The sequence below is a fragment of the Massilia sp. genome (genome assembly GCF_031995545.1).
Lineage (GTDB): Bacteria > Pseudomonadota > Gammaproteobacteria > Burkholderiales > Burkholderiaceae_D > Telluria.
This window is the reverse complement of record NZ_DAMAGA010000022.1, coordinates 50516-69709: the sequence shown is the minus strand read 5'-3', so window position 1 is coordinate 69709 and position 19194 is coordinate 50516. Positions and strand designations below refer to the sequence as shown.

Below are 19194 nucleotides of genomic sequence, written 5' to 3'. Positions count from 1 at the left end.
CCCGGCCGGCCGCCGACATTCAGGCGCGCGCGCCCAGCCACTCCAGCGCGGCGCTTGCGCTCGCGCGGCCGCCGGCGAAGCACGCCGTCAGCAGGTAGCCGCCGGTCGGCGCTTCCCAGTCCACCATCTCGCCGGCCACGAACACGCCGGGCAGCGCACGCAGCATGGCGCCGTCGTCCGCCAGCGCCTCGAACCGCACCCCGCCGGCGCTGCTGATCGCTTCGTCGATCGGTCGCGTGCGCAGCAGCTTCACCGGCAGGCGCTTGATCGCCGCCGCCAGCCGCGCCGGGTCGGCATACTCGTCGCGGCTCAGGCATTCGTGCAGCAGGCCGGCCTTGACGCCCTTGATTCCGAGCCGGCTTTGCAGGTGGCTCGACATCGAGCGCGAGCCGCGCGGACGCGTCACCTCGTCTTCTACCCGCTCGACGCTGAAGTCCGGCGCCAGGTCGAGCCAGACGGTGGTGCTGCCGTCGCGCGCGATCCGGTCGCGCAGCTGGGCCGACAGCGCGTACACCAGGCTGCCCTCGATGCCGGTCTGGGTGACCACGAACTGACCCTTGCGCCAGGCGGTCTGCCCGTCCTGCATACGCCATCCCATCGCCACTGTGATCAAGGGTTCGCCCGCGTAACGGCTGCTGAAATGCTCGCTCCAGTCGGTGTCGAAGCCGCAGTTGGCCGGTACCAGCGGCGCCACCTCGACTCCGCGCTCTGTCAATAACGGCATCCAGGCGCCGTCCGACCCGAGCCGCGCCCAGCTGGCCCCACCCAGCGCCAGGATGGTGGCGTCGGCATCGGCCTGCAGTTCGCCGTCCGGCGTCGAGATGTGCAGGCGGCCGTCCTGCCAGCCCAGCCAGCGATGGCGCATGTGAAAGCGCACGCCGCCTTCGCGCAGGCGGTGCAGCCAGGCACGCAGCAGCGGCGCGGCCTTCATCTCGAGCGGGAATACGCGGCCCGAGCTGCCGACGAAAGTCTCGATGCCGAGTTCGTGGATCCACGCGCGCACCGCGTCGGCGTCGAACCCGCGCAGCCAACGCGCCACCTGTTCGCTCCGGGCGCCGTAGCGGGCGAAGAAATCCGGGTACGGTTCCGAATGCGTGATGTTCATGCCGCCCTTCCCGGCCAGCAGGAACTTGCGGCCGACGCTGGCCATGGCGTCGTAGACATCGACCTGCACCCCGTGCGCCGCCAGCACCTCGGCCGCCATCAGTCCGGCGGGACCGCCGCCGATCACGGCGACGCGAAATGTGGGTGAAGGGGGCTGATTCATGGCGGACTCGGAGGATTCATCGGACAGGGACCGCATTGTAGTCGAGATCGAAGGCCGCGAGCCATGTAAAGGATGCTTGACATGGCACCTAATGCACCCTACGATGTAAAGCATCCTTTACTTTCAACAGGAGCAAAGACATGGCAAGCAATACGCACGAAAAACGGGTCGGCAATCTCTATCTGCGCGAACTGGGTATCGCGATCCTGCTGTACACGGTTCTGCTGGTGCTCGCGATTCGCTTCGGCAAGCCGATGGACGAAGGCGTGCTGCGCACCGCGGTGCTGCTGTCGCCGATGATCGGCTTCGGCTTGATGCTGCGCGCGATCGCACGCCACCTGAGACGGGTCGACGAGTACCTGCGCATGTTCCTGCTCGAGTCATTCGCGCTGGCGGCCGCCATCACCGCCGGCCTGACCTTCACCTATGGCTTCCTGGAGACCGCCGGCTATCCGCAACTGTCGATGTTCACGGTGTGGGTGGTCCTGTGCGGCGCCACGACACTGGTGTGTCTGGTACGTTCGCTGCGCAACCGCTGAATCGCCACGCCGATGAAAAACCGCATCCGCGAATTGCGCGCCGAACGGGGCTGGAGCCAGGCCGACCTGGCCGAACGCCTCGACGTGTCGCGCCAGAGCGTCAACGCGATCGAGACCGGGCGCTACGACCCGAGTCTGCCGCTGGCGTTCACCATTGCACGGCTGTTCGGCCTGGCGGTCGAAGCCATCTTTTCACCTGATCAGGAGTCCGCATGAAAGCTTCCCTGTTGTTCGCCCTGGCGCTTGCCGGCGCCACTGTTGCCGCGCCGGCCCTGGCGCAGGCCCCGGCCGCGCCCGCTGCCAGCCGCTTCGCCGCCTATATCAAGCCCGCCGAACAATTCGAATCCGGTGCCCTGCTGGTCGAGCGCCACGGTGCGCGCGGCCGTCCGGTGATCCTGATCCCGGGACTGGCCAGCGGCCCCTGGGTATGGCAGCAGACGATCCAGCAGCTCAAGGACAACTACACGGTCTATGTGGTCACCCTGCCCGGCTTCGACGGCCGCCCGGCGCCAGGCGGCGCGTCGTTCGAAGGCGCACGCGCCGCGCTGCGCGACCTGATCGCGCAGCGCAAGCTGGACAAGCCGGTGCTGGTCGGCCACAGCCTGGGCGGCACGCTGGCGCTGGCCGTGGCCGAGGACCTGGGCGCGCGCATCGGCGGCGTGGTCGCGATCGACGGCCTGCCGGTGTTCCCGGGCACCGAGAACATGCCGCCGGAGCAGCGTCCGCAGGCCGCGGTCAACGTCCGTACCCGCATGGCCGAAGCGCGTCCAGAGGCCTTCGCCGACCAGCAGCGCCAGTACATGCGCGGCCAGGGCGTGCTCGACATCGGCAAGGCCGACGACATCACCCCGCTGCTGCTGCGCAGCGATCGCGAGGCGGTGGGCGCCTACGTGGCCGACCTGCTGGCGCTCGACCTGCGCCCGGACCTGGAAAAGATCACTGCCCCGGTGCTGGTGATCGCGCCCTATTACGAGTACGACGCGATGCAGGACGGCATGAGCATGGCGGCCAAGGTCGAGCATTACCGCAGCCTGCTGGAAGGCGCGCCGTCGGTCGAGGTGGCGCCGATTGCACCGGCACGCCACTTCGTCATGATCGACCAGCCGCTGGCGCTGGCCGGTCAGCTGAAACGCTTCCTCGAACGCAAGTAGGCATCCTGATCCATACATCCTCCAGGAGTACGCGCTGTGCAGAACGGCAGGCTGCCGGACTGCGCCGCGCTGGCATGTTCATGCCTTTGTCATACCTGCAATATTCCGCTTGACTTCGGATGTGACAGGCATATTCTTGTACGGGCCACGAACGATGGCAGCCCGCATGACGAGGAAGCCACGATTCGCCCGGCAGTCCGTTAAACATCTTGGAGGATGTGTATGTCGGTAAATAACAAGTCAGCGATGACCCGCAGGACCATGCTGGGCGCCATCGCGACCAGTCCGCTCTGGATGCAGCCCGCCTGGGCCCAGCCCAACAATCTCAAGATCTCGCACCAGTTCCCTTCAGGCAGCATCAACCTGGGTGATTTCCGCGACCGCCTGAGCCGCAAGTTCGCGGCCGAGGTCGAAAAGCGCACGCGTGGCGGCCTCAAGTTCTCGATCTATCCCGGCTCGACCCTGATGCAGCCCAACGCCCAGTTCGCGGCGCTGAAGAACGGCACGCTCGACATGGCGCTGGTGCCGCTGTCGTATGCGGGCGCCCATTCTCCGGAAGCGAACATCGGGCTGATGCCGGCGCTGGTGACGTCCTACCAGCAGGGCTATGGCTGGAAGAACGCGCCGGTCGGGCAGGAACTGTCGCGCATCCTGGCGGACCAGGGCATGGTCATCGTCAGCTGGATCTGGCAGGCCGGCGGTGTCGCCTCGCGTGGCGCGCCGATCGTCAATCCGGAAGACGCGCGCGGTCTCAAAGTGCGGGGCGGCTCGCATGAGATGGATTTGCTGCTGCGCGACGCCGGCGCCACCGTGGTCAGCATGCCGTCCAACGAAATCCACGCCGCGATGCGCAGCGGCGCGCTGGATGCGGCGCTCACTTCCTCCACGTCGCTGATTTCATTCCGCCTGCAGGAGACCGCGCGCTCGCTGACGACGGCGCGCGGCGGCTCCTATTGGTTCATGTTCGAGCCGCTCCTGATGTCGCGTACTGTGTTCGAGCGGCTGCCGAAGGCGCAGCAGGCGGCGGTGCTGGCGGTGGGCGCCGATATGGAAAAGTTCGCGATGGAGGCGGCACGCATGGACGATGCGGCGGTGGCGTCGGTGTATCGCGGGGTTGGCGCCAAGGTGGTGGATCTGGACGCGCAGGCGTTGCGGCGCTGGCAGGAGGTGGCGCGCAACACGGCGTGGAAGGAGTTCGGGGAGCGCAATGGGAATTGCGCGAAGTTGTTGTCGTTGGCGGAGCAGTCGATTGCGAAGTTGTAATCGGCGCGGGACGGCGAGCACTGTTTGAACGCGTCGGCGGCAGAGCCGCCAACCCTACGTAGGGTTGGCAGCTTCGCTGCCGACGCGTTCAACGCACATTAACCACCCGTCACCGGCGGGAAAAACGCCACTTCCCCGCCCTCGACGATGGCGGTGTCCGCCGCGCACATGACCTGATTGCTGGCCATGCGCACCGCCTTCTCCGGCGCCAGCGCGTCGGCCCAGACGCCGCCGCGCGCACGCAGCAGCTCGCGCACCTGGCCCACCGTCTTCACGTCCTCCGGCAGCGCCAGCTCTTCCTGTCCCACACTCACTGCCTCGCGCAGCGCGGCAAAATATCGCAGCGTGATCTTCATGTTTCTCCTAATTCTGTAATTCCGCGAACGGGATGAAGCGTACCAGGTCGCCCGCGGCGATCCGGTTACCGGCCGGGTTGTCGACCAGCCCGTCGCCCCACACGGTCGATGTCAGCACGCCCGAGCTCTGGTTCGGGAACAGCTCCAGTCCACCGGCCGCATTCACCCGCACGCGCAGGAACTCGTTGCGGCGGTCGGCCTTGGCCTGGTCGAAGTCGGCGCGCATCATGTAGCCGCGCGGTTCCACCGGACCTTCGACACCCTGCAGGCGCAGCAGGAACGGCCGCACGAACAGCAGGAAGGTGACGAAGCTCGACACCGGATTGCCCGGCAGGCCCAGGAAGAACGCATGGCCTTCATCCCTGCTTACCTGGCCGAACGCCAGCGGTTTGCCCGGCTTGACCGCGATCTGCCACATCGACAGCTTGCCCTCGGCCTCCACCGCCGGCTTGATGTGGTCTTCCTCACCGACCGACACGCCGCCCGAGGTGATGATCAGATCATGCTCGCGCGCCGCTTTGCGCAGCGTGGCGCGGGTGGCGTCGAGGGAATCCGGAACGATACCGTAGTCGGTGATGTCGCAGCCGAGGTTCTCCAGCAGCCCGCGCAGCGTGAAGCGGTTCGAGTTGTAGATCGAGCCGGGTTTCAGCTGGTCGGCCGGCACGTCGCCCGGCATGGTCAGTTCGTCCCCGGTGAAGAACACCGCGACGCGCAAACGCCGGCGCACCGGCAACGCAGCCAGGCCGACCGATGCGGCCAGGCCCAGTTCCTGGCTGCGCAGGCGCGTGCCGGCCGCCAGGATGGTCGCGCCGGCGCCGATGTCTTCACCGCGGCGCCGGATCCATTCGCCCGCGCGCGGCGCATGGCGCACGGTGACGCTGTCGCCGACCGCTTCGCATTGTTCCTGCATCACCACCGCATCGGCGCCGGGTGGAATCAGGGCGCCGGTGAAGATGCGCGCGGCGGTGCCGGGTTCGAGCTGCTGGCCGACGCTGCCGGCAGGGATGCGTTGCGTGACGCGCAGGGTCTTCTCGCCATCGGCGCAGTCTTCGGCGCGTACGGCGTAGCCATCCATCTGCGTGTTGTCGGCCGACGGCACGTCGATGGTCGAGAGCTGGTCTGCGGCCAGCACGCGGCCGTTGGCTTCCAGGGTCGGGATGGTTTCAACCTGTTCGACCGGCGTCGCCGCTTCGAGCAGGAAGTCGAGCGCTTCGCGCACCGACAGCATCGGCGGCTTCTGTACGGGTGCGTTCATGTCACAGCCCCGTGCGTTCGGCGATGTAGGCCTTCATCAGGCTCACGTCCAGCTGCATCACCACGAAGCGCTGCGGCAGCGCTTCGATGTTCTCGAAGCCGCTCGGGCGCTGCGCGTCGTGGCCGAGCGCTTCGACGATGGTCTCGTTGAACTTGGCCGCCAGCGCGGTTTCCAAGACGATCATCGGCACGCCCGGCTGCACGTGTTCGCGCGCGACCTTGATACCGTCGGCGGTGTGGGTGTCGATCGTGATGCCGTATTTGGCCTGCACGTCGCGGATGGTCGCCAGGCGGTCTTCATGGGTCGAGCGTCCCGAGGCGAAGCCGTACTGCGCCACGTCCTTGAATTCGTCGCCGTCGCTGCCCGGTGCGCCGGACAGGTCGAAGCCGCCGTGGGTGTCGACCTTGCGGAACAGCGCGTGCGTGCGTTCCGAATCGCGGCCCACCAGTTCATACACGAAGCGTTCGAAGTTCGATGCCTTGGAGATGTCCATCGACGGACTGCTGGTGTGCAGCGTCTCGCTCGACTTGCGCACGCGGTACACGCCGGTGCGGAAGAATTCGTCGAGCACGTCGTTTTCGTTGGTGGCGACGATCAGGCGGTCGATCGGCAGGCCCATCATGCGCGCGATGTGGCCGGCGCAGATGTTGCCGAAGTTCCCCGACGGGACGGTGAACGAGACCTTCTGGTCGTTGCTGGTGGTGGCCGCGAGGTAGCCGCGGAAGTAGTACACCACCTGCGCGACCACGCGCGCCCAGTTGATCGAATTGACGGTGCCGATCTTGTGGCGCGCCTTGAATTCGAGGTCGTTCGAGACCGCCTTGACCAGGTCCTGGCAATCGTCGAACACGCCTTCGACCGCGATGTTGAAGATGTTCGGATCCTGCAGGCTGAACATCTGGGCGGTCTGGAACGCGCTCATCTTCTTGTGCGGCGACAGCATGAACACGCGCACGCCGCGCTTGCCGCGCATCGCGTACTCGGCGGCGCTGCCGGTGTCGCCCGAGGTGGCGCCGAAGATGTTCAGTTCATCATTGTTTTTGGCCAGCGCGTATTCGAACAGGTTGCCGAGCAGCTGCATCGCCATGTCCTTGAACGCCAGCGTCGGGCCGTTGGACAGGGCTTGCAGCACCAGCTTGCCATTGGCGCCGTCTTCCAGCACGCGCAATGGCGTGATTTCGGCACTCGATTCGTCGGCGCGCGCATTGCGGTAGACCTCGGGCGTATAAGTGCGTGCGGTCAGGGCGCGCAGGTCCGCTTCCGGAATATCAGTGGCGAATTTGCGCAGGATCTCACAGGCCAGCTCGGCATAGGACAGCTGGCGCCATGCATCCAGTTCGGCCCCGCTCACTTGCGGGTATTGCTCCGGCAGGTAAAGGCCGCCGTCAGGCGCAAGGCCGGCCAGCAGGATGTCGGAAAAGGATTGCGGATTGCGTGCTGCGGACGCGCTGGTCGCGCGGGTGGACACATATTGCATACGATTGAAGATCCGGTTGGCTCACATTGAAACTTTATTATAGTGGGAGCCAGCCGGATTGTATGCTGCGATGCAAAATCAGCAGGCCGCGTGGTTCACCGTCACCACGTGCACGGCCAGGCCACCGAGCGACGTTTCCTTGTATTTGACCTGCATGTCGGCGCCGGTCTGGCGCATCGTTTCGATCACGCTATCGAGGCTGACGAAGTGGGTGCCATCCCCTTTGAGCGCCAGCGACGCCGCGGTGATCGCCTTGATCGCCCCCATGCCGTTACGCTCGATGCACGGAATCTGCACCAGCCCGCCGATCGGATCGCAGGTCATGCCCAGGTGATGCTCGATCCCGATCTCAGCCGCGTTCTCGATCTGCTCATTGGTGCCACCCAGCGCCGCCACCAGTCCGGCAGCTGCCATCGCGCAGGCCACGCCAACCTCGCCCTGGCAACCGACTTCGGCGCCGGAGATCGACGCGTTCTTCTTGCACAGCATGCCGATCGCGGCGGAGGTCAGCAAGAAGTCGCGCACCCCGCGCACCGGGTCGATCGGGCGACAGTCTTCGGCGTAGTAGCGCAGTACTGCGGGAATGATCCCTGCAGCGCCATTGGTCGGCGCGGTGACGACGCGGCCACCGGCCGCATTCTCTTCGTTGACCGCCATCGCATACAGGCTGACCTGCTGCACCGCATCGTGCGGCAGCGCGTTGAGCGGCTGCTGCTGCGATTGCTGCGCCTGTTTCCACAGCCCGGCCGCGCGGCGCCGCACGTTCAGGCCTCCCGGCAGACGGCCTTCGGTGACCAGGCCGTGGCAGATGCACGCCCGCATCACGTTCCAGATATTGTCCAGGCCCTCGTCAAGCTGGCCGTTGCTCATGCGCGCATTCTCGTTCGCGCGCAGCATGTGCGGGATGCTCAAGCCGTGGCGGCGGCCCTGCTCCAGCAGCTGCGCCATGGTATCGAACGGGAACGGCACCGAAGTCGTCGGCGCGTCGGCGGCGCGCGCCTGGCTTTCGCCGGCCGCCGTGATGAAGCCGCCGCCGACCGAATAATAGATGCGCTCGACGATGCTGCCGTCCTCCAGGTGCAGCACGAAGCGCATGCCGTTCGGGTGTTCCGGCAGCGTCGAGGCCTTGTGCCACACCAGGTTGGTGCGCGCGCTGAACGGCACCGCCTTTTCCCCCAGCAGTTTCAGTTCGCCATCCAGTTCGGCGTCAAGCAGCTTGTCCTCGACCGCATCCGGGTCGACGCCCTGCGGCGTTTCGCCCATTAGGCCCAGGATCACCGCCTTGTCGGTGGCGTGGCCGACGCCGGTCAGCGCCAGCGACCCGTACAGGTGGGCTTCGACGCCGACGGCCTGCTCCAGCACCCCGCTCTCGACCAGGAAGCGGCGCGCCGCCACCATCGGTCCGACGGTGTGCGAGCTCGAAGGCCCGATGCCGATCTTGAACAGGTCAAATACGCTCATGTCCATCTTGTGTCTCCGTGAATTCCGCTTGTTCTGGTTGTTGTAAACGGATGAAAGGCCAGGCGTTCAAGCCTGGCCCTGGTTCCATCAGGCGGCGGCGCTCAGGCCGACGTCGATATTCTTCAGCATGTCGGCGACCATTTCGTCGACGCCGATGCGCTTTTCCCAACCCCAGTCGCTGCGCGCGCGGCTGTCGTCGAGGCTCTTCGGCCACGAGTCGGCGATCTGCTGGCGGCTGTCCGGCTTGTAGGCGATCTTGAAGCCCGGGCGCGCGGCGACGATGGCGTCGGCCAATTCGCGCGGATTAAACGAGACGCCGGCCACGTTGTACGAGGAGCGGATAGCGACCTTCTCGCTTGGGGCTTCCATCAGTTCGATGGTGGCGCGGATCGCGTCCGGCATGTAGATCATCGGCAGCGTGGTTTCCGGTCCCAGGAAGCACTCGTAGGTCTCGCCCTTGAGCGCCGAGTGGAAGATGGCGATCGCGTAGTCGGTGGTGCCGCCGCCCGGAGGCGATTTGTAGCTGATGATGCCAGGGTAGCGGATGCTGCGCACGTCGACGCCGTACTTGGCGTGATAGTACTCGCACAGGCGCTCGCCGGCCAGCTTGCTGATGCCGTAGATCGTGGTCGGGTCCATGATGGTGTACTGCGCGGTCGCTTCACTCGGCGTGTTGGGGCCGAAGGCGGCGATCGACGACGGCCAGAACACTTTGAGCGGCTTGCCCGCTTCGCCGCGCTCGCGCGCGATTTCCAGGATATTCAGCAGGCCGTCCATGTTCAGGGTCCAGGCCTTCAGCGGCGCCTTTTCACCGGTGGCCGACAGCAGCGCTGCCAGCTGATAGACCTGGGTCACGTCTTCCTCGACCACCAGGCGCATCACCGCGTCCTTGTCGAGCACGTCCAGACGGGTATAGCGCGCGGCGCCGTACACGTTGTCCTGCCCGATGTCCGAGGCGATCACGTTCTGCGCGCCGTGCTTATCGGCCAGCGTGCTGACCAGTTCACTGCCGATCTGGCCATTGGCGCCGATGATGAGGATGCGTTCCATGCTGTATTCCTTGCTTCTAGCGACTGCGATTGATGATTGTAGTTTGAAAGGCGATTCAAAAGCCCATGACTCAGGCGCTCTCGATGATGCCAAGCTCACGGCCGGCCTGCTCGAACGCCTTCAGCACGAAGTCGAGCTGCTCGCGGGTGTGCGCCGCCGACAGCTGCACGCGCACGCGCGCCTGGCCCATCGGCACCACCGGATAGAAGAAGCCCGACAGCAGCACGCCCAGTTCGAACATGCGCGCCGCGAATTTCTGCGCCACCGGCGCGTCGAACAGCATCACCGGCACCACCGGGTGGGTGCCCGGCTTGATGGTGAAGCCGATGCGCTCGATCTCCTTGCGGAAGTAGGCGGTGTTTTCGTGCAGGCGGTCGCGCAGCTCGGTCGACTTGCTGATCCGGTCCAGCACTGCCAGCGAGGCGCCGGCGATCATCGGCGCCAGCGTGTTCGAGAACAGGTAAGGACGCGACTTCTGGCGCAGGGTCTCGATGACCTCCTTTTTGCCCGAGGTGAAGCCGCCCATCGCGCCGCCCAGGGCCTTGCCCAGGGTGCCGGTGATGATGTCGATCTTGCCGACCACGCCGAAGTGCTCGTGGGTGCCGCGGCCGGTCGGACCCATGAAGCCCGAGGCGTGCGATTCGTCGATCATGGTCAGCGCGCCGTACTTTTCGGCCAGCGCGACGATTTCGTCGAGCTTGGCGATGGTGCCGTCCATCGAGAACGCGCCGTCGGTGACGATGATCTTGTGGCGCTTGCCGGCTTCAGTGGCCGCGATCAGCTGCTTTTCCAGATCCGCCATGTCGTTGTTGGCGTAACGGTAGCGCGCGGCCTTGCACAGACGCACGCCGTCGATGATCGAGGCGTGGTTCAGGGCATCCGAGATGATGGCGTCGTTGTCGTCGAACAGCGGCTCGAACACGCCGCCGTTGGCGTCGAAAGCCGCCGCGTACAGGATGGTGTCTTCGGTGCCGAGGAATTTGGACAGCGCCTGCTCCAGTTCCTTGTGCACGGTCTGGGTACCGCAGATGAAGCGCACCGACGACAGACCGTAGCCGTATCTTTCCAGTGCCGCCGCTGCCGCTTTCTGGGTCTCGACGTCGCCCGACAGGCCCAGGTAGTTGTTGGCGCACATATTGATCAGGGTGCGGCCGTCGTCGGCGGTCACTTCGGAACCCTGGCGCGAGGCCAGCACGCGCTCCGGCTTGAACAGGCCTTCGTTCTTCAGGGTGTCGAGTTTTTGCTGCAGGCTGCTGTAGAAGGCTTGATCGCTCATGGAGTGCTCCTGTTCCTGGTGGGCTGGCTGTCCGGCTTGACCGGCAGTCGGCGGATGTTGTACCGTTGGCTCGTTCGACGTCTTGAACCGAGTTCGTTATCTCGAACGGAAATTCAATATATCGAATATTACGCCGGGCCAATGAACTTGGCAAGCGCTCGGCGATATACTTATAGCTATTCCGAATTAGGCATCCCGCATACGGCAATGAATACAACTCTAACAAACAATGCCCCGCCAGAAGTTGGCGCCACGCTACAGCGCCTGCGCCTGGCGCGCGGCCTGACGCTCGAAGACCTGTCGCGCATCGCCGGCGTATCGAAGTCGATGCTGTCGCAGATCGAGCGCGAAAAGGCCAATCCGACCATCGCCATCACCTGGCGCCTGGCCAATGCGCTGGGGGTGCAGATTGGCGAATTGCTATCGTCCGAGGTGCGCACGGCGGACCTGATCCGCGTGGTGGATGCGCACGAGATCCCCACCCTGCCCGGCGCGCATGCCGGGTACTCACTGCGCATCCTGGGGCCGATGGACCTGGCAGGCAAGTATGAATGGTATGAGCTGATCCTGGCGCCGGGTGGCGAGCTGGCGTCGCAGGCGCATGATCCAGGGACCGGAGAACACCTGACGGTGATTAGCGGGACGGTCGAACTGCAGGTGGCTGGCGAAAAGAAAAAGATCCGGCACGGTGCCACGGCGCGCTATTCGGCGGACCACGATCACGTGATCCGCAATATCGGCAAAACCGAGGCCAAGGCGGTGCTGGTAGTGGTGCACCGCTAAGCACCCGGCCTACCGGATCTCTGCCTAGAAGTCGGTCACCGCGCGCAGCATCACGGTGCGCGGATCGCCCAGCGGCAGAACGTTGTTGTTCAGTACACCGGCGTAGTAATCGCGGTCGAACAGGTTCTTGACGCTCAGGGTCAACCGCACATGCCGCATCCGGTAACTCAGGTTGGCATCGATGGCGGTGTAGCCCGGCACCACGTACGACACCGACGGTCCCGTCTTCTCGCTCTCGTAGCGCAGTCCCATGCCCGCGCCCAGTCCGGCAAATGCACCGGAACGCGCCTGGTAGCTGGCCCACAGACTGGCGCTGCGGCGCGGCACATTCTGCAACCGCTTGCCGACAATGCCGGTATTGTCTTCGGTCACCACGCCGTCGAGCACGCTCAAGGCCCCCTGCAGCTTCCAGCCATTGCGCAGATCGGCGGCGGCCTCGAACTCGACACCGCGAGTCTGTTCTTCGCCAGTCTGGACCTGGGCGCTGGGCAGGATGGCGATATGCTCTTCGTTCGGGTCGGCGGTGGTGACGTTGCGCCGCTTAAGGTCGAACAGCGCCACGCCGCCGGTGATACGGCCATTATCGAATTCAAACTTGGCGCCGATCTCGGCCTGCTTGCCCTCCTCCGGCTTGAACTGCTGGCCGAAGAAGTCGCTGCCGCTCACCGGCAGGAACGAAGTGGCGAAGCTGACGTACGGCGAAACGTGCGGCGTCAGGCGATACAACAGGCCCGCGCTGCCGGTGTTGGCGCTCTCGCGTACCACCGTGGTCCGGTCCGCAAGTTCGTTGTTCAGCGCATTGCGCACGCGGTCGTGGCGCAGCGCCAGGCTCAGGTCGAGCCGCTCGCTCAGCCCGATGCGGTCGCGCAGGTACAGCCCGGCGTACGAAATCCCGGTCATGTTGCGGCTGTTCGGGGTCGCCGGGCAGGTGAATGCCTGGCCGTACACCGGCGCATACAGGCCGATGGCCGGCATGCGGCAGCTGGTGGCGCCGTAGCGTTCCTTGTCGCTGTTCAGGTCCAGGCCGGCGAGCAGCGTATGGCGCTGGCTGCCGAGCATGAGATCGCGCTCGAGATAGGTGTCGAGCGCGCGGTTGCTGCCCTGGACATCCTGGATCGAGGCGTTGCGGCTCTGCGTGCGGCCGTCCGCCGACACGGCGCCGAGCGATACGAAGCGGCCGTCGACCTCCATATCCAGCCAGCGCGCATTCTGGCCCAGCTTCCAGCCGCTGTCGAAGCGGTGCACCAGGCTGTAGCCGAGCGTGGCTTGCCGCGAATGATAGGGACCGAAGGCCGGCTCGCCGTTGAACTGGTCCCGGTCGACCGGGCCGTTCGGGTTGGCCAGGATGGTCCCCTTGACCGGCACGCCCTGGTTACGCAGGTATTCGCGTTCGGCATACGAGGCCAGGATGGTGAACTCGGTGCGCGGGCCAAGGTCGAGCGACAGCGAAGGTGCCAGGTAACGCTTCTTGAAATATACCTGGTCGACCGGATCGTCCTGGTCCGACCACATGCCGTTGATGCGCAGCGCAGCGCGACCGCTTTCGCTGAGCGGACGGCCCAGGTCAAAGTCGAGTTGCTTGAACGCATGGCTGCCGTAGGTGGCGCCGAACTCGTTGAAGGCGCCGGCGAGGGGGCGCTTGCTGATCATGTTAACCAGTCCGCCCGGCTGTACCAGTCCGAAATTGATCGAAGCAGGACCTTTCAGCACTTCGATGCGCTCCACCCCGAACACCTCTTGCCCGACCCAGACGTTCTGGCCGCGCTTGAGGCCATCGATGTACAGCGATTCGGAGGCGCGCTGGCCGCGGATGGTGAAATCGTCCCAGCCGCGCCGGCCCCAGCTGCCGGCAGATACGCCCGCACTGCTCTGCAGAGCTTCGGCCACCGTCGTGACGGCGCGCGCGTCCAGCAGGTCGCGCGTGAGCACCGATACCGACTGCGGCGTTTCCAGCAGCGACAGGTCGGACTTGGTACTGCTGTTGGCGCGCTGGGCGGCAAAACCGTGTTCGTCGGAGCGTTCGCCGGTGACTTCCACCACCTGCGGTTTGATTTCGGCGTCAGCGGGTTGGTCGGCGGCTGCGGCAGCCGGGATGACGATGGCGAGGCTGCACGCCAGGAACGATACAGCACGTGCAGTGCGGGTAAGAGCGAACGGGAAGGAGGATGGGCGGTGCGACTGACAATCGAGCATTGATCGAGAACCTTTTGTTGAGAACGATTCTCATTATCATTTAAATGTTCATTTGTCAGCAATACACTTTGGTGTGGTTTTGGCAGGTGCAGAAGCGCCATCCACAGATAAAACGGCCGCTGGATCGCCCCAGCGGCCGTTCAGAATGCACCCGACGCGCCGGGTGCGGATCAAATTCAGTTGCTGCCGCCGACGGTCTTGCCGGCATCACCCATATGCAGCTCACGCGACAGGAAGCCCCAGCGATCGGCGACTTCCTCGATCTGCTTGCCCGTCGGCTTGCCCGCGCCGTGGCCGGCCTTGGTCTCGATGCGGATCAGGATCGGCGCACTGCCGGCCTGCGCGGCTTGCGCCGCGGCGGCGTACTTGAAGCTGTGCGCCGGCACCACGCGGTCGTCGTGGTCGGCCGTGGTCACCATCGTGGCCGGGTAGCAGGTGCCGGCTTTCAGGTTGTGCAGCGGCGAGTACTTGACTAGGGCCTTGAACTCGTCGGCGTTCTCCGACGAGCCATAGTCCGAGGTCCAGGCCCAGCCGATGGTGAACTTGTGGAAGCGCAGCATGTCCATCACGCCCACGGCCGGCAGTGCCGCCGCGAACAGGTCGGGACGCTGGGTCATCGCCGCGCCGACCAGCAGGCCGCCGTTGCTGCCGCCGCCGATCGACAGCTTCTGTGGCGAGGTGACCTTGTTCTGGACCAGCCACTCAGCCGCGCCGATGAAGTCGTCGAACACGTTCTGCTTTTGCAGCTTGGTGCCGGCCTGGTGCCAGGCTTCGCCGTATTCGCCGCCGCCGCGCAGGTTGGCCACCACGTACACGCCGCCCATTTCCATCCAGGCCAGGTTGGCCGGCGAGAAGCCCGGGGTCAGCGAGATGTTGAAGCCGCCGTAGCCATACAGGTAGGTCGGGTTCGAGCCGTCCATCTTGAGGCCCTTCTTCGACACGATGAACATCGGCACCTTGGTGCCGTCGCGGCTGGTGTAGAACTGCTGGCGCGTCTCGTAGTCGGCCGGGTTGAAGGCAACCTTCGGCTGGCGGAACACGGTGCTCTGGCCGTTCTTGAGGTTCAGGCGGTAGATCGTGGTCGGGGTGGTGTAGCTGGTGAACGAGTAGAAGGTCTCGCTGTCGCCGCGCTCGCCCTGCAGGCCGCCGACGGTGCCGATGCCCGGCAGCGCGATCTCGCGCACCGGTTTACCTTCGAGGGAAACCACGCGCACCACGCTCTTGGCATCTTTCAGGTAGCCGACCACCAGCTGGTTGTTGATGATGTCGGCGCCGGTCATCGTGTCCGCGGTTTCGGCGACGATCTCTTTCCAGTTGGCCTCGGCAGGCTTGGTGACGTCGATCGCGATGATGCGCTTCTTCGGCGCATTGCGGTCGGTGCTGAAGTAGAACACGCTGCCGACGTTGTCGATGAAGTCGTAGCCGCCGTCGAAGTTGTCGATCAGGTCGACCACTTTCGAATCCGGCTTGCTCAGGTCCTTGTACGAGACGCGGTTCTTCGGCGCGGTGCCCTTCGAGGTGGTGATCAACAGGTAACGGCCGTCTTCGCTCGACTGGCCCTGGAAGCCCCACTCTTTCTGGTCGGCGCGGTCATACACCAGCGTGTCGGCGCTTTGCGGGGTGCCGATGCGGTGGTAGTACAGCTTCTGGAAGTAATTCACGTCGGCCAGCTTGGTCGCTTCCTTCGGCTCGTCGTAGCGGCTGTAGAAGAAGCCCTTGCCATCCTTGGTCCAGGCGGTGCTCGAGAACTTGACCCACTTGACGTGGTCTGCGAGGTCCTTGCCCGATTCGATGTCGCGTACGCGGATTTCGTTCCAGTCCGAGCCGGAGGCGGCGGTGCTGTAGGCCAGCAGCTTGCCGTCCGGGCTGACTTTCAGGCCGGCCAGGGCGACGGTGCCGTCGCTCGACAGCTTGTTCGGGTCGAGCAGCATGCGCGGCGTGTCGCTCAGGTTCTTCAGGGTGTACAGCACGGACTGGTTCTGCAGGCCGTCGTTGCGGGTGTAGAAGTAGCGGCCGCCCTCTTTGCCAGGCACGCTGTAACGCTCGTAGTTCCACAGTTCGGTCAGGCGCTTGCGGATCGCTTCGCGCTGCGGGATCTGCGCCAGGTAGTCCTGGGTGACCTTGTTCTGGGCATCGACCCATTGCTTGGTCTCGGCGCTGTTCGCGTCTTCCAGCCAGCGGTAAGGATCGGCCACGACCGTGCCGTGGTAGTTGTCGGTCTGGTCGACTTTCTTCGACACCGGGTAGGTCAGCGAAGGGCCGGATGGCGAGCAGCTTTGTGCCAGCGCCGGGGCGGCGCCGAAAGCCGCTGCCAGCATGGCGACGAGCGTAGCGTGTCTCAATTGCATATTGTTCTCTTGTGGAGGAGTATGATGAAAATGGCATGTGCCGCTGGGCATCATAGCGCGAATCGGCGGGGATGGATACCGCCGGGCAGCCTCGTTTGCGGATGCGGTATCGGCGTGTAATGACAATGCGCCATCGAGGGGCACAAGCGGCGACGATGGTGCGGCGCCAGAGCATTTTGAGTGCGCTACTGGTGCGCCGCCGGCGGCTATTCCATCCGCGCGCGCCGCAGCAGGCAGCGCGGGCCGGTCATCCCGACCAGCCAGCGCGCCATCAGGGACGTCGCACGGGTTCGCTCGCGATTCACCGGCACCGCGATGTAATCGTTTGCAGCCGCGTCCGTCAAAAAGCCGCGGCGCACCGGAACAGGCCTGGCCGCGGCAGGCAACGTGGCCTGCCGCAGCTCCGGGATCGTCGCGCTGAAGCGTACGGCCGGCACGCTGGGACCGGCAGCCTGACCAACCGCCTGCGCTTGCGGCGCCGGGCCGCGCCCGGGTGTCGGAACGCCGGGGATCGCCTTCGCTGCATGCTCGCCAGCCGCGGCCCCGACACCCTCGGTCTGAGCGGCAACCATGACCCGTTCGGCCTGCTGCGCCTTATGCCGCGCATGCGCACGCAGCCAGGTGTCCTTGGTGACGCCGGCGCGCGCCGCCAGCCAGCCCCACATGCCGGCCCGCACCGGGTCGCGCGCCACGCCGCGCCCGAGCGCGTACATGGCGCCGAAGTTGTACTGGGCCAGCGCATTGCCCTGGCGCGCAGCCAGTTCGATCCAGTGCGCCGCCAACACATCGTCGCGCTCGACGCCCTCGCCGCGCGCATACATGGCGCCCAGGTTGTTCTGGGCACCGGCATCGCCCTGCTGGGCCGCGCGCCGGTACCAGTGCGCCGCCAGCACCGGATCGCAGGCCACGGCGACGCCACGTGCGTGCATCACGCCGAGCGCGAACTGGGCTCGCGCCACGCCCTGCTCGGCCGCGCGCGAGTAGTAATCGAAGGCGCGCGCCAGGTCGCGCCGCACGCCGCGTCCGGATGCCAGCATGCGTGCCAGCCGGTATTCGGCCTCGCGCTCGCCCTGGCGCGCGGCGCGCTCGAACCAGTGCAGCGCGTAGGGCAAATCGACCTCGACCCCGCGCCCGTCGGCATATGCCACGCCGAGCCGGCACTGCGCCACCGCGTCGCCGGCCGCCGCCGCATGGCGCAGCCAGTACAGCGCCTGCGCCGGGCTGGCGGCGACGCCGTGGCCGCGCTGGTACATGTGGGCCAGCTGGATCTGGGCCTGCACATGGCCCTGCAGCGCCGCCTTGCGGAACCACGCCATCGCCAGCGGATGGCTGACGTTGACGCCGTGTCCATGCAGGTAGCAGTCGCCGAGCTGGGCCTGGGCACGTGCCATGCCCTGCTCGGCGGCGCGGTAGAACCAGCCGATCGCCGCCTTGTGCGACTGGCGCACGCCGCGCCCTTTCCGGTACAGCAGCCCGAGATTGTGCTGGGCCGAGCGGTCGCCCTGGGCTGCCGCGCAGCGGAACCAGCGCGCCGCCTGCACGTCGTCGGGCGCCACGCCGCGGCCGCCGTAGTACATGGCGCCGAGGTGGTTCTGGGCGTACGCCAGGCCGCGGCTGGCGGCGCGCGTGAGCCACATGGCGGCGCGCGCGTCGTCGCGTTCGACGCCGGCGCCGCGCAGGTACAGCTGGGCCAGATTGAACTGGGCGTAGGGGTCGCCGCGCTGGGCGGCGCGGAAGTACCACTGGTAGGTATCGTCGCCCCCGCGGGCGGCATTCTCACGGCTCATCCATGTCCTCTCGGCGGTCGCAGGCACAGTGGCGGGCACGCGGCGGACGCAGCGAATGCGTGGCGCCCGGCGCGGCCGGCCCGAAAAACGCAGGCCGCAAACCGGCCATCCCGTTGCTAAAATTTTAAGTAGAGCACGGGTGGCGGGGTTTGCGACTGCACAATCGGACACTCGCCATGACATGCGGCGCAGGCCTTGACGATGCAGGATGAATGGATGTGGAATTGTGCTCCGGCGCGCGAATGCGGGCGCCGGAGCCGGCGCCGGAAGCGCCGTTCAGGAGGCTGCGCTCAGGCAGCCAGCTGCTCGCGCCGCGCGCGTTCGAGGGCGGCGTACTTGTCGAGAAAGACCGGAATCTTGGCGGCGGCGACCTTGTTGATCGACACCAGCAGGCCCGGTTCGACCTGCTCCAGGCCGCAGGTGCGGCCGAGGTGGCGCGCGGCGTGCAGCAGCACGTCCGCGGCGACCTGGGCATCGGCCTCGGCGCGGTGGGCGGTGCCGCGGAATTCGATGCCGAGCTGGCGCGACAGCTGGCCCAGCTTGTAGCTGGCCAGGCCCGGGAACAGGCGCCGCGACAGTTTCAGCGAACACACCAGGCCGGCGTGGCCGGTCACCCGGCCGAGGCGCGCGCCTTCGGCTTTCAGGAATTTTTCGTCGAAGCTGGCATTGTGGGCCGACAGCATGTCGCCGCCGATGAAGTCGATCAGCTCGGGCACCACCTGGCGCGCCGGTGGGGCGCCGTCGACCATTTCCTGGGTGATGCCGGTCAGGGCCGTGATGAAGGCCGGAATGCGCACACCGCAGTTGACCAGGCTGACGTAACGCTCGGTGACTTCGCCGCCGACAATGCGCAGCGCCGCCACTTCGGTGATGCGGTCGCCCATGTCGGGCGACAGGCCGGTGGTCTCGAAGTCGAGCATCACCATCGGCCGATCATAAACACTCATCGTTCTTCCTTGTTGCTGTTGCCGAAACAAATTGGGCCAGT

General features: G+C 66.0%; 16 protein-coding genes. 5 read left to right on the top strand and 11 right to left on the bottom strand.

Translation table 11 applies throughout. From position 1 onward, the window contains the following. Positions 1-19 precede the first annotated feature (19 nt). Positions 20-1267: a TIGR03862 family flavoprotein gene (locus RTQ83_RS15630; RefSeq protein ID WP_312516451.1), complete on the bottom strand. Its 1248-nt coding sequence runs from the start codon at positions 1265-1267 to the stop codon at positions 20-22. A gap of 140 nt (positions 1268-1407) precedes the next feature. Between RTQ83_RS15630 and RTQ83_RS15625 the strand changes: the two genes are divergently transcribed. From RTQ83_RS15625 to dctP, 4 genes are all read left to right on the top strand, one after another. Then, a complete protein-coding gene (locus RTQ83_RS15625) occupies positions 1408-1806 on the top strand; it encodes a hypothetical protein (protein WP_312516449.1) in 399 nt (132 codons plus the stop codon). A 12-nt stretch (positions 1807-1818) separates the two neighbouring features. Then, positions 1819-2022, top strand: a complete 204-nt coding sequence (locus RTQ83_RS15620) for a helix-turn-helix transcriptional regulator (protein WP_312516447.1) — start codon at positions 1819-1821, stop codon at positions 2020-2022. Then, a complete protein-coding gene (locus RTQ83_RS15615; protein ID WP_312516446.1) occupies positions 2019-2957 on the top strand; it encodes an alpha/beta hydrolase in 939 nt (312 codons plus the stop codon). Before RTQ83_RS15620 ends, RTQ83_RS15615 begins: the two co-directional genes overlap by 4 nt. Positions 2958-3203: 246 nt before the next feature. Continuing rightward, the gene (gene dctP, locus RTQ83_RS15610) at positions 3204-4220 is read left to right on the top strand and encodes a TRAP transporter substrate-binding protein DctP (protein ID WP_312516445.1); all 1017 of its coding nucleotides are present in this window, start codon (positions 3204-3206) and stop codon (positions 4218-4220) included. A 98-nt stretch (positions 4221-4318) separates the two neighbouring features. On the opposite strand, the gene moaD is transcribed toward dctP, so the two are convergent. From moaD to RTQ83_RS15580, 6 genes are all read right to left on the bottom strand, one after another. Further along, a complete protein-coding gene (gene moaD, locus RTQ83_RS15605) occupies positions 4319-4576 on the bottom strand; it encodes a molybdopterin converting factor subunit 1 (RefSeq protein ID WP_312516442.1) in 258 nt (85 codons plus the stop codon). Between the two features lie 7 nt (positions 4577-4583). Further along, entirely contained in the window at positions 4584-5831 is a 1248-nt protein-coding gene (gene glp / locus RTQ83_RS15600) for a gephyrin-like molybdotransferase Glp (RefSeq protein ID WP_312516440.1), read from the bottom strand. A gap of 1 nt (position 5832) precedes the next feature. Beyond that, entirely contained in the window at positions 5833-7308 is a 1476-nt protein-coding gene (gene thrC / locus RTQ83_RS15595; protein WP_312516438.1) for a threonine synthase, read from the bottom strand. A gap of 78 nt (positions 7309-7386) precedes the next feature. After that, positions 7387-8775 carry an L-serine ammonia-lyase gene (locus RTQ83_RS15590; protein ID WP_312516436.1) on the bottom strand — a complete coding sequence of 463 codons (1389 nt, stop codon included), beginning with the start codon at positions 8773-8775 and terminating at the stop codon, positions 7387-7389. An 81-nt stretch (positions 8776-8856) separates the two neighbouring features. Then, on the bottom strand, positions 8857-9819 hold the full coding sequence (locus RTQ83_RS15585; protein ID WP_312516434.1) for an NAD-dependent epimerase/dehydratase family protein: 963 nt from the start codon (positions 9817-9819) through the stop codon (positions 8857-8859). 70 nt (positions 9820-9889) lie between these two features. Next, positions 9890-11095: a glycine C-acetyltransferase gene (locus RTQ83_RS15580; RefSeq protein WP_312516431.1), complete on the bottom strand. Its 1206-nt coding sequence runs from the start codon at positions 11093-11095 to the stop codon at positions 9890-9892. 207 nt (positions 11096-11302) lie between these two features. On the opposite strand from RTQ83_RS15580, the gene RTQ83_RS15575 reads away from it, so the two are divergent. Continuing rightward, entirely contained in the window at positions 11303-11878 is a 576-nt protein-coding gene (locus RTQ83_RS15575; protein ID WP_312516429.1) for an XRE family transcriptional regulator, read from the top strand. A 24-nt stretch (positions 11879-11902) separates the two neighbouring features. Here the strand turns inward: RTQ83_RS15575 and RTQ83_RS15570 are convergent, their stop codons facing one another. The 4 genes from RTQ83_RS15570 to RTQ83_RS15555 all read right to left on the bottom strand — a co-directional run bounded on the left by RTQ83_RS15570 (position 11903) and on the right by RTQ83_RS15555 (position 19153). Next, positions 11903-14071 carry a TonB-dependent siderophore receptor gene (locus tag RTQ83_RS15570; protein WP_312516427.1) on the bottom strand — a complete coding sequence of 723 codons (2169 nt, stop codon included), beginning with the start codon at positions 14069-14071 and terminating at the stop codon, positions 11903-11905. Between the two features lie 176 nt (positions 14072-14247). Beyond that, complete coding sequence (locus tag RTQ83_RS15565; protein WP_312516425.1) at positions 14248-16419, bottom strand: prolyl oligopeptidase family serine peptidase; 2172 nt, start codon at positions 16417-16419, stop codon at positions 14248-14250. 206 nt (positions 16420-16625) lie between these two features. Further along, positions 16626-18206, bottom strand: a complete 1581-nt coding sequence (locus tag RTQ83_RS15560; protein WP_312516423.1) for a tetratricopeptide repeat protein — start codon at positions 18204-18206, stop codon at positions 16626-16628. Positions 18207-18496: 290 nt separating this feature from the next. Then, positions 18497-19153 (bottom strand): 3'-5' exonuclease, encoded by a 657-nt coding sequence (locus RTQ83_RS15555; RefSeq protein ID WP_312516421.1) that lies wholly within the window; start codon positions 19151-19153, stop codon positions 18497-18499. Positions 19154-19194 lie beyond the last annotated feature (41 nt).

Bases quoted from the DNA above. Each gene is read 5' to 3' on its own strand.
- RTQ83_RS15575 (WP_312516429.1), top strand. From the start codon at position 11,303: ATGAATACAACTCTAACAAACAATGCCCCGCCAGAAGTTGGCGCCACG.
- moaD (WP_312516442.1), bottom strand. From the start codon at position 4,576: ATGAAGATCACGCTGCGATATTTTGCCGCGCTGCGCGAGGCAGTGAGT.
- RTQ83_RS15630 (WP_312516451.1), bottom strand. From the start codon at position 1,267: ATGAATCAGCCCCCTTCACCCACATTTCGCGTCGCCGTGATCGGCGGC.
- dctP (WP_312516445.1), top strand. From the start codon at position 3,204: ATGACCCGCAGGACCATGCTGGGCGCCATCGCGACCAGTCCGCTCTGG.
- RTQ83_RS15555 (WP_312516421.1), bottom strand. From the start codon at position 19,153: ATGAGTGTTTATGATCGGCCGATGGTGATGCTCGACTTCGAGACCACC.
- RTQ83_RS15590 (WP_312516436.1), bottom strand. From the start codon at position 8,775: ATGGACATGAGCGTATTTGACCTGTTCAAGATCGGCATCGGGCCTTCG.
- thrC (WP_312516438.1), bottom strand. From the start codon at position 7,308: ATGCAATATGTGTCCACCCGCGCGACCAGCGCGTCCGCAGCACGCAAT.
- RTQ83_RS15625 (WP_312516449.1), top strand. From the start codon at position 1,408: ATGGCAAGCAATACGCACGAAAAACGGGTCGGCAATCTCTATCTGCGC.
- RTQ83_RS15580 (WP_312516431.1), bottom strand. From the start codon at position 11,095: ATGAGCGATCAAGCCTTCTACAGCAGCCTGCAGCAAAAACTCGACACC.
- RTQ83_RS15620 (WP_312516447.1), top strand. From the start codon at position 1,819: ATGAAAAACCGCATCCGCGAATTGCGCGCCGAACGGGGCTGGAGCCAG.
- glp (WP_312516440.1), bottom strand. From the start codon at position 5,831: ATGAACGCACCCGTACAGAAGCCGCCGATGCTGTCGGTGCGCGAAGCG.
- RTQ83_RS15570 (WP_312516427.1), bottom strand. From the start codon at position 14,071: ATGCTCGATTGTCAGTCGCACCGCCCATCCTCCTTCCCGTTCGCTCTT.
- RTQ83_RS15565 (WP_312516425.1), bottom strand. From the start codon at position 16,419: ATGCAATTGAGACACGCTACGCTCGTCGCCATGCTGGCAGCGGCTTTC.
- RTQ83_RS15560 (WP_312516423.1), bottom strand. From the start codon at position 18,206: ATGAGCCGTGAGAATGCCGCCCGCGGGGGCGACGATACCTACCAGTGG.
- RTQ83_RS15615 (WP_312516446.1), top strand. From the start codon at position 2,019: ATGAAAGCTTCCCTGTTGTTCGCCCTGGCGCTTGCCGGCGCCACTGTT.
- RTQ83_RS15585 (WP_312516434.1), bottom strand. From the start codon at position 9,819: ATGGAACGCATCCTCATCATCGGCGCCAATGGCCAGATCGGCAGTGAA.